Annotated in this window: 13 protein-coding genes and 1 tRNA gene; all 14 read right to left on the bottom strand. The window is 47.1% G+C overall.

The window, feature by feature from the left end:
- Positions 1–141: GTP-binding protein (locus VX941_07550; protein ID MEE2933265.1), on the bottom strand; the 141-nt coding region annotated here is incomplete at its 3' end.
- 27 nt (positions 142–168) lie between these two features.
- Entirely contained in the window at positions 169–2,244 is a 2,076-nt protein-coding gene (fusA, locus tag VX941_07545) for an elongation factor G (GenBank protein ID MEE2933264.1), read from the bottom strand.
- 25 nt (positions 2,245–2,269) lie between these two features.
- Positions 2,270–2,740, bottom strand: coding sequence for a 30S ribosomal protein S7 (gene rpsG, locus VX941_07540; protein ID MEE2933263.1), 471 nt, complete (start codon positions 2,738–2,740; stop codon positions 2,270–2,272).
- A gap of 23 nt (positions 2,741–2,763) precedes the next feature.
- Positions 2,764–3,135: a 30S ribosomal protein S12 gene (gene rpsL / locus VX941_07535; GenBank protein MEE2933262.1), complete on the bottom strand. Its 372-nt coding sequence runs from the start codon at positions 3,133–3,135 to the stop codon at positions 2,764–2,766.
- 365 nt (positions 3,136–3,500) lie between these two features.
- On the bottom strand, positions 3,501–7,847 hold the full coding sequence (rpoC, locus tag VX941_07530) for a DNA-directed RNA polymerase subunit beta' (protein MEE2933261.1): 4,347 nt from the start codon (positions 7,845–7,847) through the stop codon (positions 3,501–3,503).
- Between the two features lie 67 nt (positions 7,848–7,914).
- Positions 7,915–12,093 carry a DNA-directed RNA polymerase subunit beta gene (gene rpoB / locus VX941_07525; GenBank protein ID MEE2933260.1) on the bottom strand — a complete coding sequence of 1,393 codons (4,179 nt, stop codon included), beginning with the start codon at positions 12,091–12,093 and terminating at the stop codon, positions 7,915–7,917.
- A 120-nt stretch (positions 12,094–12,213) separates the two neighbouring features.
- On the bottom strand, positions 12,214–12,594 hold the full coding sequence (gene rplL, locus VX941_07520; GenBank protein ID MEE2933259.1) for a 50S ribosomal protein L7/L12: 381 nt from the start codon (positions 12,592–12,594) through the stop codon (positions 12,214–12,216).
- A 51-nt stretch (positions 12,595–12,645) separates the two neighbouring features.
- A complete protein-coding gene (gene rplJ, locus VX941_07515; protein ID MEE2933258.1) occupies positions 12,646–13,158 on the bottom strand; it encodes a 50S ribosomal protein L10 in 513 nt (170 codons plus the stop codon).
- Positions 13,159–13,477: 319 nt separating this feature from the next.
- Entirely contained in the window at positions 13,478–14,179 is a 702-nt protein-coding gene (gene rplA, locus VX941_07510) for a 50S ribosomal protein L1 (GenBank protein ID MEE2933257.1), read from the bottom strand.
- Between the two features lie 2 nt (positions 14,180–14,181).
- Positions 14,182–14,613 (bottom strand): 50S ribosomal protein L11, encoded by a 432-nt coding sequence (gene rplK, locus VX941_07505; protein ID MEE2933256.1) that lies wholly within the window; start codon positions 14,611–14,613, stop codon positions 14,182–14,184.
- Positions 14,614–14,736: 123 nt separating this feature from the next.
- Positions 14,737–15,267, bottom strand: a complete 531-nt coding sequence (nusG, locus tag VX941_07500; GenBank protein MEE2933255.1) for a transcription termination/antitermination protein NusG — start codon at positions 15,265–15,267, stop codon at positions 14,737–14,739.
- A gap of 2 nt (positions 15,268–15,269) precedes the next feature.
- On the bottom strand, positions 15,270–15,467 hold the full coding sequence (secE, locus tag VX941_07495) for a preprotein translocase subunit SecE (protein MEE2933254.1): 198 nt from the start codon (positions 15,465–15,467) through the stop codon (positions 15,270–15,272).
- Positions 15,468–15,551: 84 nt separating this feature from the next.
- Positions 15,552–15,627, bottom strand: a tRNA-Trp gene (locus VX941_07490).
- A 35-nt stretch (positions 15,628–15,662) separates the two neighbouring features.
- A partial coding sequence (gene tuf, locus VX941_07485) for an elongation factor Tu (GenBank protein MEE2933253.1) occupies positions 15,663–15,891 on the bottom strand: 229 nt, incomplete at its 5' end.

Here is a 15,891-nt window from a genome sequence, read left to right as displayed (position 1 = left end):
ATAATCTGTAAACGTAGCACCTCCCGTATCAGCCAATACTTTGGTGATCGCTGCGGTCAACGTTGTCTTGCCGTGGTCAACGTGTCCAATTGTACCAATATTACAATGCGGCTTTGTGCGTTCAAATTTTTCTTTCGCCATCTTGGCCTCCGTCTATTAAGTCTCGATTTAAGCGAGGTTAGCTCGCACTTCTTCCGCAACCGCTTCCGGCACTTTTTCATAATGATCAAATTGCATGGTAAACTGAGCGCGACCCTGACTTGACGACCTCAAAGTGTTAATGTAGCCGAACATGTTAGCGAGAGGAACCATAGCATCAATGACGCGTGCATTCCCACGCTGATCCATGCCCCCTACCTGCCCACGCCGACTGTTTAAGTCACCAATAATATCTCCCATATATTCCTCAGGCGTAATTACTTCGACTTTCATAATCGGCTCTAGCAATTTTGGCCCGGCACTCTGGACTGCCTCCCGAAATGCAGCCCGAGCTGCAATTTCAAATGCCATAACAGAGGAGTCAACATCATGAGATGCCCCATCAACCAATGTTGCCTTGAAATCGATAACGGGAAAGCCTGCCAAAACCCCATTTTCGCGCTCGCTGTTTAAACCTTTTTCAACGCCCGGTATATAATCCTTAGGAACTGATCCACCGACGACCTTACTTTCAAATTCGTAACCATCCCCTGGCTCACACGGCTCAAACTCAATAATGATACGAGCAAACTGTCCTGAACCACCGGTCTGTTTCTTATGGGTGTAATCACAAGTATAAGGCTTTGTGATAGTCTCCCTGTAAGCCACCTGTGGAGCGCCTATATTAGCACCAACCTTAAACTCTCTCAGCAACCGGTCTATAATGATTTCGAGATGGAGTTCTCCCATTCCCTTAATCACCGTCTGGCCCGTCTCTTCGTCCGAGGTTACCCTAAACGATGGATCTTCTTGTGCTAGCCGCCCAAGCGCAGTCGACATCTTGTCATGATCGCCCTTAGTTTTAGGCTCGACCGCAATTTCGATAACAGGATCCGGAAATTCCATCTTCTCTAGAATGATAGGCTTACTTGCATCACATATCGTATCACCCGTCGTGACAGATTTAAGTCCAACCACCGCTACGATGTCCCCCGCACTCGCCTCATCAATCATTTCACGGTTATTAGCATGCATCATGAGCATACGACCGACGCGCTCTTTCTGACGCTTGACTGAATTCACGACTGCAGCACCCTTAGAAAGTGTTCCAGAATAAATTCGCACGAACGTTAACGAACCTACATGCTCATCAGTCATAATTTTAAATGCTAGAGCAGCGAAAGGCTCATCGTCTGAAGACTGCCGTGTAGCGGGCTCATCATTGTCAAGCAGACCCTTAACAGAAGGCACATCAACAGGGGACGGAAGAAAATCAACCACAGCATCAAGAAGTGGCTGCACGCCTTTGTTTTTGAACGCCGAGCCCAATAATACTGGAACGAACGCGCCCCCAACAGTGCCCCGACGAATACAGTCTAGCAATTTTTCCTCGCTTGGCTCATCACCTTCGAGATAAGCCTCCATAGCCCCGTCATCCTGCTCTACGGCCATCTCAACGAGCTTTTCCCGATACTCGGATGCCTGGTTTGCCAGCTCAGGTGGAATATCCGTGTATTCGAACTCAGCCCCGAGAGATTCATCTTTCCAAATCACAGCACGCATTTTAACCAAGTCAATGACACCGACAAAGCTGTCTTCAGACCCAATTGGCAGCTGCGTCACAAGCGGCGAGGCACCTAAACGGTCTACAATCATATCAACGGTGCGAAAGAAATCAGCACCGGTCCTATCCATCTTATTCACAAAGCAGATGCGGGGCACCTCGTACTTGTCGGCCTGTCGCCATACCGTTTCGGATTGAGGCTCAACACCCGCAACGCTATCGAATACTGCCACCGCGCCATCTAAAACACGCAAACTCCGCTCCACTTCAATGGTGAAATCAACGTGCCCGGGAGTATCGATAATATTCACACGACAATCCCGCCACTGGCAGGTTGTTGCGGCCGACGTAATAGTTATTCCTCGCTCCTGCTCCTGCTCCATCCAGTCCATTGTGGCGTTTCCATCATGAACTTCACCAATCTTGTGCGAACGTCCAGTGTAATAGAGTATTCGCTCAGTCGTAGTCGTTTTTCCAGCGTCAATATGGGCCATAATCCCGATGTTGCGATATTTTTCTATAGGGGTTGTGCGGGCTGACATATTCATTATCTCCGATAAAAACTTATTACCAACGATAGTGAGAAAACGCTCGGTTGGCATCAGCCATCCTGTGCGTATCTTCCCGCTTTTTCACTGCACCACCGCGGTTATTAGCGGCATCGAGTAATTCCCCAGATAGGCGCTCAACCATTGTGTTTTCACTGCGGCTACGAGCATTCTGTATTAGCCATCTGAACGCGAGCGCTTGGGCTCTATCAGCGCGCACATCCATTGGCACTTGATAGGTCGCTCCCCCGACACGCCGAGAACGCACTTCTAAGTGCGGCTTTACATTATCTAATGCGTCGTGGAAAGACCGAACCGGGTCGCTTCCAGCGCGAGATCCCATGAGATCTAGTGCCCCATAGACAATCCGTTCTGCCGTTGATTTCTTCCCGTGAAGCATAACGCTGTTAATAAACTTACTAACCACCACATCTCCGAATTTAGCATCAGGTAAGATTTCTCTTTTTTCTGCGCGGCGACGTCTGGACATCAAAAACTCTCCCTTAAACCCTATTATTTTGGACGTTTTGCGCCGTATTTGGATCTGCGCTGACGACGATCATCTACACCTTGAGTATCCAAAGTACCACGGACTATGTGATAGCGCACACCGGGTAAATCCTTCACACGCCCGCCGCGAATCATAACCACAGAGTGCTCCTGAAGGTTATGCCCCTCGCCTGGGATATAACTGGTTACCTCAAAGCCATTCGTGAGCCGCACGCGTGCTACTTTTCGCAAAGCCGAATTAGGTTTTTTAGGCGTCGTCGTATAAACACGAGTGCACACACCGCGTTTCTGTGGACACGCCTCTAGAGCTGGAACTTTATTTCGGACCGGCTTTTCTTTTCGACCCTTTCGGATCAGCTGATTAATTGTCGGCATCTGTACCTACCAATTTCAATCCTTACCTTCGGTTATGCAACCGCTTTACTGTTTTCACCAGAAACGACCATCTTAACAGCCGAATAAAGGCCGCACATGGCCTTCCATATGGCTACAAAAATCAGCCGACTCAACGACTTATGTCAATAACGTCGAAAATCCAAGGACTGTGTCTAGCTACTCACCGAAAAAAGTAATTAGCTACAACCAAACCCTTTGGGAAAGTGCGGCGGATACTAGTTACGCCACACCTTAAGGTCAAGTAAAAGATAAAAGAATTATTTGGACGTCAAGTTTTACATTTTTGTCTAACTTTTTCTATTTCTCAGGGACTCAACAGTACCGAGAGCAAAATCAATTACTGTTTATGCCACCTCGGATTGATCTTCCGCAGATTCTTCAACCGCAACTTCGATAGGTGCTAATAGCGGGTCATCCGCTTGAGCCGCTGCTAATTCACGGTCCCGTTCAGCGGCAATACTTTTCAAGCGATTCATCACGCTGCCGGTACCAGCTGGTATCAAACGACCAACAATAACATTTTCTTTCAATCCATCCAGCGGATCTATCTTGCCATTTACAGCAGCTTCTGTGAGGACCCGAGTGGTTTCCTGGAATGAGGCCGCAGAAATAAACGATTTTGTCTGAAGAGATGCCTTGGTTATCCCTTGGAGCACAGGAATGCAATCTGCTTGCTTTCCTCCGTCATCTTTAGTGCGTTTATTGACTGTTTCAAACTCATCTTGATCAACTTGCTCTCCACTTAAAAATATCGTGTCTCCGGGGTCACAAACCTCTACCTTTTGCAGCATCTGGCGACAAATAACCTCAATATGTTTATCGCTAATCTTCACACCTTGTAGCCGATATACGTCCTGAACTTCTTTGATAAGATAATCTGCAAGTGCCTCCACGCCCAAGACTTCGAGAATGTCATGTGGCACAGGGTTGCCGTCCATAAGCAAGTCCCCCTTCTCCACGCGATCCCCCTCCTGAACCGTTATGTGCTTACCCTTTGGAATCATATATTCGCTTGGCTCTTGGGACTCATCATCGGGTATCACCAAGATACGGCGTTTTGTTTTGTAATCTTTGCCAAACTCTACTCGTCCATCGGTGCCTGCAATTATGGCGTATTCCTTTGGCCGACGTGCTTCGAATAATTCAGCCACACGTGGTAATCCGCCCGTGATGTCACGCGTTTTCGACGCTTCACGTGGAATGCGGGCGACAACATCTCCAGCCTTAATTTCCTGACCATTTTCGACAGAGAGGATAGCATCAACTGAGAGAAAATACCGTGCTTCAAGATCATTAGATAGCTTTACTACCTGACCACGCTTATTACGAAGGGTAACTCGAGGCCTAAGGTCTGCACCTTGTGGTTGTTGTTTCCAATCAATCACGACTTTGCTTGCTATCCCAGTAGTCTCGTCTGTGACTTCACGCATTGAAACGCCTTCGACCAAATCCACAAAGTTAGCGATGCCATCTTTTTCAGTAATGATTGGTATGGTGTATGGATCCCACTCAGCCAAAAGAGCACCCTTACTGACCGTACCGCCATCCTCTATCAAAAGCCTAGCCCCATAAGGAATACGGTGTCGCGCTCGCTCACGACCTTGCACATCCAACACACAGACATCGGTATTGCGATTCATAACAACTGGCTTGCCGCTGGAGTCAACCACAATATTTTTATTTTCCACCCTTATTGTGCCGTCAATAGAAGCTTCATGAGTTGCCTGCTCAGCAACCTGTGCTGCTCCGCCTATGTGGAATGTCCGCATCGTCAATTGGGTGCCCGGCTCCCCAATTGATTGAGCGGCGATAACTCCTACTGCCTCACCAATGTTCACTTCAGTTCCACGAGCTAAATCGCGGCCATAGCATTTGGCACACACACCGCCAGAAGACTCACACGTTAAAACCGAACGCAACATCACACTGTCAACGCCGCATTCATCAATCACTTCGGCGTCACTTTCCGCAATCATTTCACCAGCCTTAACGAGGACCTTCCCACTGGTCGGATCTGATATATCAACTGATGCGTAACGACCGACAATACGCTCCGGAAGTTCTTCAATAACATCTCCGCCCTCTATTACAGCACGAAGAGTTAAACCCTTCTTGGTTCCACAATCTTCTTCCACTACGATGCAGTCTTGGGCAACATCAACGAGGCGTCGGGTCAAGTAGCCAGAGTTAGCGGTCTTCAGCGCAGTATCCGCAAGACCCTTGCGGGCTCCGTGAGTAGAGTTAAAGTACTCAAGCACGGTCAAACCCTCTTTGAAGTTGGAGATAATTGGTGTTTCTATAATTTCACCGGATGGCTTAGCCATCAAACCTCTCATGCCTGCAAGTTGCTTTATTTGAGCTGCAGAGCCACGAGCACCGGAGTCAGCCATCATGTATACAGAATTTATATCACCCCCGGAACCAGTCTTCATCGCACCCATCATCTGATCAGCAACCTTGTCACTACAATCCGACCAGACATCGACGACTTTATTGTATTTTTCACCGCGAGTTATTAAGCCATCGAGGTATTGCTGTTCATACTCCTTAATTTGCTCCTTGGCATCGTTTATCAGTTCTCCCTTCTGTTCAGGAATAACAAGATCGTCCTTTCCAAATGAGAGGCCCGCTACGCAGGCTTGGCGAAAGCCCATGGCCATTAGTCGATCCGCAAAAATACAAGTTTCCTTCTGACCACAATGACGATAGACCTCGTCGATAACGAAAGAGATTTCTTTTTTTGTCAAAAGCTGATTGACCAAACTAAAAGGAGTTTTTCGGTTTTTTGGCAATATACTAGCTAGGAGCATCCGCCCTGGCGTTGCCTTAACCACAACCTGTTTTTCCTCACCATCTTCGTCCACTATAGTGTGTCTGGCCTTAATAGTGCTGTTAAGATGAACTGCGTTAGTGGCTAGCGCATGCTCTATTTCACCAACATTTCCAAAGCGCGGTACTAAGTGCGCACTCAATTTGCCGGCCTTTATTGCTTTAAAAACACTAGAAGATTCATCCACGCCAATATCGACCACTTGGCGAGGTTTATTTGGATCAACCACAATTACATCGTCTGTCTCAATGGCGGCCAAAAAATCAGCCTCTTGGGAAAAGTCCGTTTTTGCGCCAACTTCCCAGGGACGTTCGTGGCTCATGTAATACAAACCGAGCACGATATCCTGCGAAGGTACAATTATTGGTTTTCCATTGGCTGGCGAAAGAATATTATTTGTCGACATCATTAGGACACGCGACTCAAGCTGCGCTTCCATCGAAAGGGGTACGTGCACCGCCATCTGATCCCCGTCAAAGTCTGCATTGAAAGCAGCGCAAACGAGAGGATGTAGTTGAATAGCCTTGCCCTCTATGAGCACCGGCTCAAATGCCTGAATGCCGAGACGATGTAGTGTGGGCGCTCGATTGAGAAGAACAGGGTGCTCACGGATAACCTCTTCTAATATATCCCAGACCTCAGGACGCTCTTTTTCTACCATGCGTTTTGCAGCCTTGATCGTTGACGCCATACCGTAAAGCTCAAGCTTGGAATAAATAAACGGCTTAAATAGCTCAAGCGCCATTTTTTTAGGCAAGCCACATTGATGCAGTAACAATTCTGGCCCAACAACAATCACTGATCGTCCCGAATAATCGACGCGTTTTCCCAACAAATTCTGCCGGAAGCGACCTTGTTTACCTTTCAGCATGTCAGACAACGATTTTAACGGGCGCTTGTTTGCGCCGGTAATAACACGACCACGTCGACCATTATCGAAAAGCGCATCAACTGACTCTTGGAGCATCCGTTTTTCATTACGGACGATTATTTCAGGCGCCCTGAGATCCATGAGACGTTTGAGACGGTTATTCCGATTTATTACCCTCCGATATAAGTCATTAAGATCAGATGTCGCAAACCGCCCCCCATCCAAAGGCACTAACGGTCTAAGTTCAGGCGGGATCACTGGTACAACATTCAAAATCATCCATTCAGGGCGCGCCCCAGATTGAATGAACGCCTCAATAAGCTTCAATCGTTTAACATATTTTTTGCGTTTTGCTTCCGAGCCTGTCTCTTTAAGATCGATCCGAACTTGCTCTCTCTCTGCCTCAAGATCAATTTCTAACAACATATCGAGGAGTGCTTCGGCACCGATTTTTGCTTCAAACCCGTCAACCCCGAATTCATCTATGGCATCAATATATTCTTCCTCGCTGAGGAGTTGCTTGTCGTTAAGTGTTGTCATGCCTGGGTCGAGGACTAAGTGATTTTCAAAGTAAAGAACACGCTCCAATTCTTTTAGAGTCATATCGAGCAGAAGACCAATCCTGCTGGGTAAAGATTTCATGAACCAGATATGAGCGACGGGCGATGCCAACTCAATGTGGCCCATCCTTTCGCGCCGCACTTTGGATAGTGTCACTTCAACACCACATTTTTCGCAGATGATGCCGCGATATTTCATTCGTTTATACTTGCCACACAAACACTCATAGTCCTTTATTGGACCAAAAATACGAGCGCAAAACAGACCATCACGCTCAGGCTTAAATGTCCTGTAGTTAATGGTCTCTGGTTTTTTTATCTCACCAAACGACCAAGATCGAATGCGGTCTGGGCTTGCAATTGAGATACGTATGTGATCGAACCCTTGTGCACCCGCAGGTTGACCAAAAAAATTCATCAACTCACTCATTTACTCAATCTCCCAACTAAATCACTTTAAACAGTGGTTGCGTGTTATTGACGATGCACACATCCGATTAAAAGTTCTCTTGGATCAGTTCAACGTTAAGCCCTAAAGACCGAAGTTCCTTAACTAACACATTGAAAGACTCAGGGATTCCAGCCTCAAACGTGTCATCACCCCGAACAATCGCCTCATAAACCTTCGTCCGGCCTGACACGTCATCGGATTTAACCGTTAACATTTCTTGGAGTGTGTAAGCAGCGCCATAAGCTTCAAGCGCCCACACCTCCATTTCACCAAATCTTTGACCACCAAACTGCGCTTTCCCGCCGAGGGGTTGCTGAGTAACAAGGCTATAAGGACCAATTGAACGAGCGTGTATTTTGTCGTCTACCAGATGGTGTAATTTTAACATATAGATATATCCAACAGTAACATCTCGTGAAAACGTTTCTCCAGTCCGCCCATCGATAAGCGTCGATTGGCCCGATTCAGCAAAGCCTGCCTGCTTAAGAGCTACGACTATGTCTGATTCCACCGCACCGTCAAACACCGGAGTTGCAAATGGAACACCCTTTACGACATTGCTTGCTAACTCAAGCGCTGCCTCATCATCCATCCCTTCAATAGATTCCTTAAAGATTTCTTTTCCGTACGCTGACTGAAGCTTATCCCGCAAATCTGAGGTTGATTTGCCATTACCGCCAACTTTATATGCAGCTAACGCATCTCCTATCTGTTGTCCTAAACCTGCGGCGGCCCATCCAAGGTGGGTCTCTAATATCTGACCCACGTTCATTCTACTTGGCACCCCAAGCGGATTAAGAACCACGTCAACCGCTGTGCCATCTTCAAGGTAAGGCATGTCTTCCAATGGCATTATTTTAGAAATCACACCCTTGTTCCCGTGACGACCAGCCATCTTGTCGCCGGGCTGTAATTTGCGTTTTACCGCCACAAAAACTTTTACCATCTTCATGACACCTGGAGGTAATTCGTCGCCACGCTGAAGCTTATCTACCTTATCCTCAAACCGGCTCTGCAAAACCCCGACGGATTCATCAAAAGTCTTCTTCATAGCCTCTAATTCATCGTTAACTGTATCGTTCTTAACGACGATTTGTCGCCACTGCCCAGGTGTAAAGTCAGATAGAAAAGCCTCAGTTATTTTTTTGTTATTTTCCATTCCTTTAGGACTAGACACTGTCGTTTGGTTAACCAACTTGTCCTTAAGGGAATTGAAGAAGGAACGCTCGAGTATTGCCTTCTCGTCGTCCCGATCTTTTGCCAGTCTCTCAATTTCTTGACGTTCAATCGCCAAAGCACGCTCGTCCTTATCAACGCCGCGACGCGAAAACACCCTAACTTCTACTACTGTGCCTTGCCCACCGGGCGGTAGTTTTAGCGATGTGTCTCTTACATCAGATGCTTTCTCACCAAAAATTGCACGCAGCAATTTTTCTTCGGGTGTCATGGGAGATTCACCCTTCGGCGTAACCTTGCCAACAAGAATGTCACCTGAATTTACTTCAGCTCCGATACAAACTATTCCAGCCTCATCGAGATCCTTAAGCGCCTCCTCACCGACGTTTGGAATATCGCGGGTGATTTCCTCTTGGCCAAGCTTAGTATCTCGAGCCATGATTTCAAATTCTTCGATGTGAATAGAAGTAAACACATCATCTCGAACAATTCGTTCTGATATTAAAATAGAATCTTCAAAATTATATCCATTCCAGGGCATGAAAGCGACAAGCACATTACGCCCTAACGCTAACTCCCCGAGCTCAGTTGAGGGGCCGTCTGCAACAATATCACCCTTTGCAACTACATCTCCGACTTTCACTAACGGGCGCTGATTTATACAAGTATTCTGATTGGAGCGCTGGAACTTTGAAAGATTATAAATGTCCACACCGGGCACATCAGCAGCGGTCTCTTCAGTGGCCTGCACAACAATTCGGGTCGCATCAACCTGGTCTACAACCCCCGAGCGATCTGCAACTATTGCTGCACCAGAGTCACGCGCAACCCTCTCCTCCATGCCTGTGCCGACTAAAGGGGCGTCAGCCTGCAGTAAAGGTACAGCTTGTCGCTGCATATTCGAGCCCATTAAAGCTCGGTTCGCATCGTCATTTTCGAGAAATGGTATTAGCGCAGCAGCAACTGACACGATTTGTTTTGGTGAAACATCAATAAAATCAATATCCTCTCGCATCGCCATAATGTATTCACCGCCTTCACGACAGCTAACAAGCTCCTCTACAAACCTGCCTCGCCCATCCAAAGCTGCGTTAGCCTGCGCCACTGTGTAGCGCCCCTCGTCCATGGCGGACATGTAAATCACTTCGTCTGTCACCTTACCAGCCGTAACGACCCTATATGGAGTTTCGATAAATCCATACTGATTAACTCGCGCAAATGTTGCTAACGAGTTTATCAAACCAATGTTCGGGCCCTCAGGGGTCTCGATTGGACATATGCGGCCATAATGGGTAGGGTGAACGTCGCGAACTTCGAAGCCCGCTCGTTCTCGGGTCAAACCTCCGGGGCCTAAGGCAGATAAACGCCGCTTGTGAGTTATTTCGGACAACGGATTTGTTTGATCCATGAATTGAGAGAGCTGTGAAGAACCAAAAAACTCGCGCACAGCAGCCGCTGCCGGCTTAGCATTTATCAGATCATGCGGCATTACACTATCGATCTCGACTGTGCTCATTCGCTCCCGGATAGCGCGCTCCATACGCAGCAACCCTACTCTATATTGATTTTCAAGCAACTCTCCAACAGAACGAACTCGTCTATTACCCAAATGATCAATATCATCAATATCTCCACGACCATCTTTCAGGCCAACGAGCACTTTTAGAATTGCCAAAATATCTTCTTTACGAAGCACTCTCATCTGATCATCTGTTTCTAAATTAAGCCGAGAGTTCATTTTGACTCTTCCTACGGAGGACAGATCGTAACGCTCTGGATCAAAGAACAAGCTCTTGAATAGCGCCTCCGCAGTCTCCAAAGTAGGGGGCTCACCGGGACGCATCACTCGATAGATATCAATCAACGCATCTTCGCGGTTATTATTTTTTTCTATCTCCAACGTGTTACGAACATATGGTCCAACGGAGCTGTAATCAATCGCCAGAATAGGGAGCTGTTGGATACCCACCTCTTTTAAGCTTTCAAGAAGTTCTTCTGTGACCTCTTCTCCAGCCTCGACATAGATTTCACCTGTGTTCGAATTAACCAAATCATTGGCAACAAAACGCCCGAGAATAGCCTCCGATGGCAACAATATATCTTTGAGTTTTCCGTCCTCTAGCGACCGCAGCACTCTTGGAGTTAATTTACGACCACTCTCAACCACCACTTTTTTTGTTTTTGCATCTGTGAGATCATAGTCTAATTTCGTGCCTTCAAAACGGGTAGGCTCAAACCTTGTTTTCCAACCACCATCAATTTCCGTGTATTCGATTGTGTCAAAAAAGAAGTTCAGGATATCCTCTTTCGTCATGCCTTGAGCCTCCCACGGCTCAAGATCAAGACCCTCGCGACTGCGCTCAACACGCAAGGCTTGCGTGGAATCTCCATCCAGAGCTAACAGAAGGGTAGTTGCCGGCAATTTGCGGCGACGGTCAATACGCACATAGAGGTTATCCTTGGCATCGAACTCAAAATCGAGCCAAGAGCCGCGGTAGGGTATTACACGTGCCGCAAATAAATATTTTCCTGACGAGTGGGTTTTCCCTCTATCATGGTCAAAAAATACACCTGGAGAACGATGCATCTGGCTAACTATTACCCGCTCTGTACCATTAACAACGAAAGTTCCGTTTGGCGTCATTAATGGCATATCACCCATATAAACATCTTGTTCTTTGATATCGCGTATAGACCGTGCACCCGTTTCTTCATCCACATCCCAAACAACGAGGCGCAAAGTCACCTTAAGCGGTGCGGCAAAGGTCATATCACGCTGCTGACACTCTTCAACGTCATATTTTGGATCTTCTAACTCATAACTTACAAATTCCAGCTGCGCACGGCCGGAGAAATCTTTAATCGGAAAGACGGTCTGAAATGCTTCTTCAAGACCAGAAGGCAACATTGTGCCGTTTGAATCCACCGGTTCCAAAAAACGATCGTAGGATTGTTTTTGAACTTCGATCAAATTCGGCATCGGAGCCACCTCGGGCAAGCGGCCAAAAGACTTTCGAATGCGTTTTAGTTGGGTAAAGGACTGCGGCATTTTCGTTCCTCGACTATCCACTCTTTTTTAATAAAAAGCGGCAAAACTCAACAATAAAAAAAGGGGCGAGAACCGCTCTGATGTGCAGTTCTCCCTCTGCTCGCACGGTAAAAAACCGCATCAATTAAGCTCGACAGTTGCCCCAGCTTCTTCAAGCTTTTTCTTTATTTCGTCCGCCTCATCTTTAGCTACACCCTCCTTAACAGGTTTTGGTGCACTTTCAACGAGCTCTTTAGCTTCCTTGAGGCCAAGCCCTGTAATGCCTCTAACCTCTTTTATAACATTAATTTTTTTGTCGCCCATTGCGGTAAGCACGACATCAAATTCGGTTTTTTCCTCGGCCCCGCCAGCGCCATCTCCTGCCGCAGGCGCGACGCCCGCAACTGCAACTGGTGCGGCAGCTGAAACCCCCCACTTTTCTTCGAGTAGCTTTGATAAATCAGCTGCCTCTATAACCGTTAAACTCGAGAGCTCTTCAGCAATCTTTTCTAAATCTGCCATAATCATTTCTCCTTGGCTTGAACAATACGATTTGAATACAAGTCCGCCGCCTCATGACCCAGAACTACCGAATGCGCCAAAAACACGGGCAAGTTGCCCGCTAGGTGCCTGCATTAAACTGGCGATATTTTGGGCCGGAGCTTGAATAAGTCCAATGATTTTACCGCGCAATTCCTCCAGGGATGGCAGTTTAGCAAGTGCTGTGATCTGCGCCGCATCGAGTGATTCTTCACCCAACACACCGCAAACAACCGATAACCTGTCATTCTTTTCTGCGAAGTCAACCACCACTTTGGCTGCCGATACTGGGTCCTCGGAAACAGCTATAGCTGTTGGACCAGCAAATTCATCGGCAAGACCTTCGAACTTAGTCCCCTTCAGTGCAATTTTGGCTAGCCGGTTTTTAGTCACCTTGAACGACGCACCAGCTTCCCGCATTTGCTGACGGAGCTCCGAGACTTCTCCAACGCTCAATCCCTTTTGGTGTGTCAATACGAGAAGATTGTTGACGCTGAATGCCTCATGCAGTTCGGCGACTAGGGCTTCTTTTTTCGTTCGGTCCACTGATAGTCTCCGATACTTTTTGACCAATGTTCTTGAATAAACACCAGCCTGTTACAATAAGACGGTATGCCAAAAATCGTTTGACACTCCACCCGACGGACCCTGCCCCAGTGGCTCAAGCCAATCCAACGGCCTAACACGACATGGCCTGACTGTCTTTTACCGCTGCCTCATGTTGGCCGGTTATCCGTTTAAGCGTTCCTAAAAACAGAAGAAACGCACCCACAATCTTGGACAGGTCAAGGGCGCACAAATGCAACACCCTCTATTTGCCGCGCGCCTCTCAGTATATGGAGAGATGCACAACAAAATTCTAATTCTATGCAGTCCCCGGATCTCCGCTCATATCGAGCTTTAGACCGGGCCCCATTGTTGAACTTATAGATACCTTTTTAATATATGAACCCTTTACACCGCTTGGTTTCGCTTTTGTGATTGCATCGATAAAGGCATTAACATTTTGCGCAAGCTTAGCCTCACTAAAACTAGCTTTACCGATACCTGCGTGAATTATTCCAGCTTTTTCTGCGCGGAACTGCACCTCACCCGATTTTGCAGCCTTTACGGCATCTCCAACGTTTGGAGTGACTGTGCCTAATTTTGGATTAGGCATTAAACCCTTTGGGCCTAGCACTTTGCCCAGCTTGCCAACAACGGCCATCATATCAGGTGTCGCAATGACGCGATCAAAGTTTATTTCACCGCTTTGCACTTTTTCAGCGAGTTCATCCCCCCCGACCAAGTCAGCGCCAGCATCTTTAGCCTCCTCCGCTTTCGAATCTTTGGCAAAAACAGCGATACGAAGGGCTTTTCCTGTACCATTTGGTAGCTGAACCACACCACGTACCTGTTGATCTGCATGCCGTGAGTCAACGTTCAAATTCATTGCTATTTCAATCGTCTCGTCAAATTTTGCAGATGCACGACCCTTGATTAACTTGACAGCCTCTTCAACAGCATAGGACGCATCGCGGTCAATGCCCTCGACGGCCTTTTTCAAGCGCTTACTATTTTTTGCCATAATTAACCAACCACCTCTATTCCCATGGAGCGAGCAGAGCCCTCAATAATCAACATTGCGGCCTCAATATCATTCGCATTCAAGTCACCCATTTTTGCCTCTGCAATCTCACGAACTTGTTTTTTCGTTACATTACCCACTGGATCATTACGACCGGGCTCGCTGGCTCCTTTGCTCAAAGCAGCAGCCTTCTTAAGAAAATAGCTAGCAGGAGCTGTTCGAGTCTCAAAACTAAAACTGCGATCTGAGAAACATGTTATCGTAACCGGAACCGGCATACCCTGCTCAAGCTGCTGCGTAGCCGCGTTGAAAGCCTTGCAAAATTCCATGATATTAAGTCCACGCTGCCCTAAGGCTGGCCCCACGGGCGGGGACGGGTTTGCCTGCCCCGCTGGTATTTCAAGTTTGATGTATCCATCAATTTTTTTCGCCATTTTATATCCCTTCCCTGGGTTCGTGGTACGGCCTAGTCTGGACTTTTACTTTGGCCTTCCACAGATACTGGTTGCCCAGCGGTTTATTAGCAGCTTATTTTTTATTATTACAGCTTATTGTTGTTACAACTTCTCAACCTGACCATATTCTAAATCCACCGGCGTTGACCGACCAAATATTGAAACAGAAACCTTGAGGCGCGCTCTTTCCTCATCAACCTGCTCCACGTCACCGTTAAAAGAGGCGAATGGCCCATCACATACACGTACTTGCTCGCCAATTTCGAAGGTAACAGACGGTTTCGGGCGTTCAACTCCCTCTTTAATTTGGTGCAACAGCCGCTCAGCCTCTGAAGCACTTATCGGACTAGGCTTGCCTTGCGCCCCCAAAAAACCCGAGACTTTAGCAGTATCTTTAACGAGATGCCAAGATTCATCAGTAAGGTCCATTTTTACCAAAACATAGCCTGGGAAAAACTTTCTCTCAGAATTAACTTTGCTGCCTCGACGCATTTCAACAACTTCCTCCGTTGGAACCAAAACTTGTTCAAACGCGGCACTCAGTCCTTTAAATGCAGCCTGTTCTTCAATGGATTGAGCAACTTTGTTTTCGAAACCGGAGTAGACGTGCACTACATACCAACGATGGGCCATCGTTAACCTCCCAACCCTAGGACAAGCTTAACCAACCAAGCGATCACTTGATCCGTCAAAAGAAAAAATATGGCAGCAATGAATACCATGACGAAGACCATCACGGTGGTAACGCCGGTTTCTTTCTTTGTTGGCCAAGTGACTTTATTCGCCTCCTGACGAACCTCACGTATAAACTGTGCCGGTGACGTCTTCGCCATTTTCTGTTTTCCAAATCCTTATCAATTTATTTTAGCTAGAACTCAACTTTATCAAAATAACATTAACCCAGCTGTCCACCGCACTGGCAGGAGTGGAAGGAATCGAACCCTCAACCCCCGGTTTTGGAGACCGGTGCTCTACCAATTGAGCTACACTCCTAAACCTTGCAAGGTTTTTCGCCTAATAAAACTTTTCTATTCAGTAATACTGGTTACAACACCAGCGCCAACAGTTTTGCCGCCTTCGCGAATTGCAAAACGCAAACCCTCATCCATAGCAATCGGCGCAATTAAGTTTACACCCATAGAAATATTGTCCCCAGGCATTACCATTTCTGTTCCTTCTGGAAGCTCCACCGTACCCGTGACATCTGTAGTTCGGAAATAAAATTGCGGCCTATAATTTGAGAAAAATGGCGTATGC

Source organism: Pseudomonadota bacterium (assembly GCA_036339585.1).
GTDB lineage: Bacteria > Pseudomonadota > Alphaproteobacteria > UBA8366 > UBA8366 > UBA8366.
Note: the sequence above shows the minus strand (reverse complement) of the source record. Positions and strands in the feature narration are given on the sequence as shown.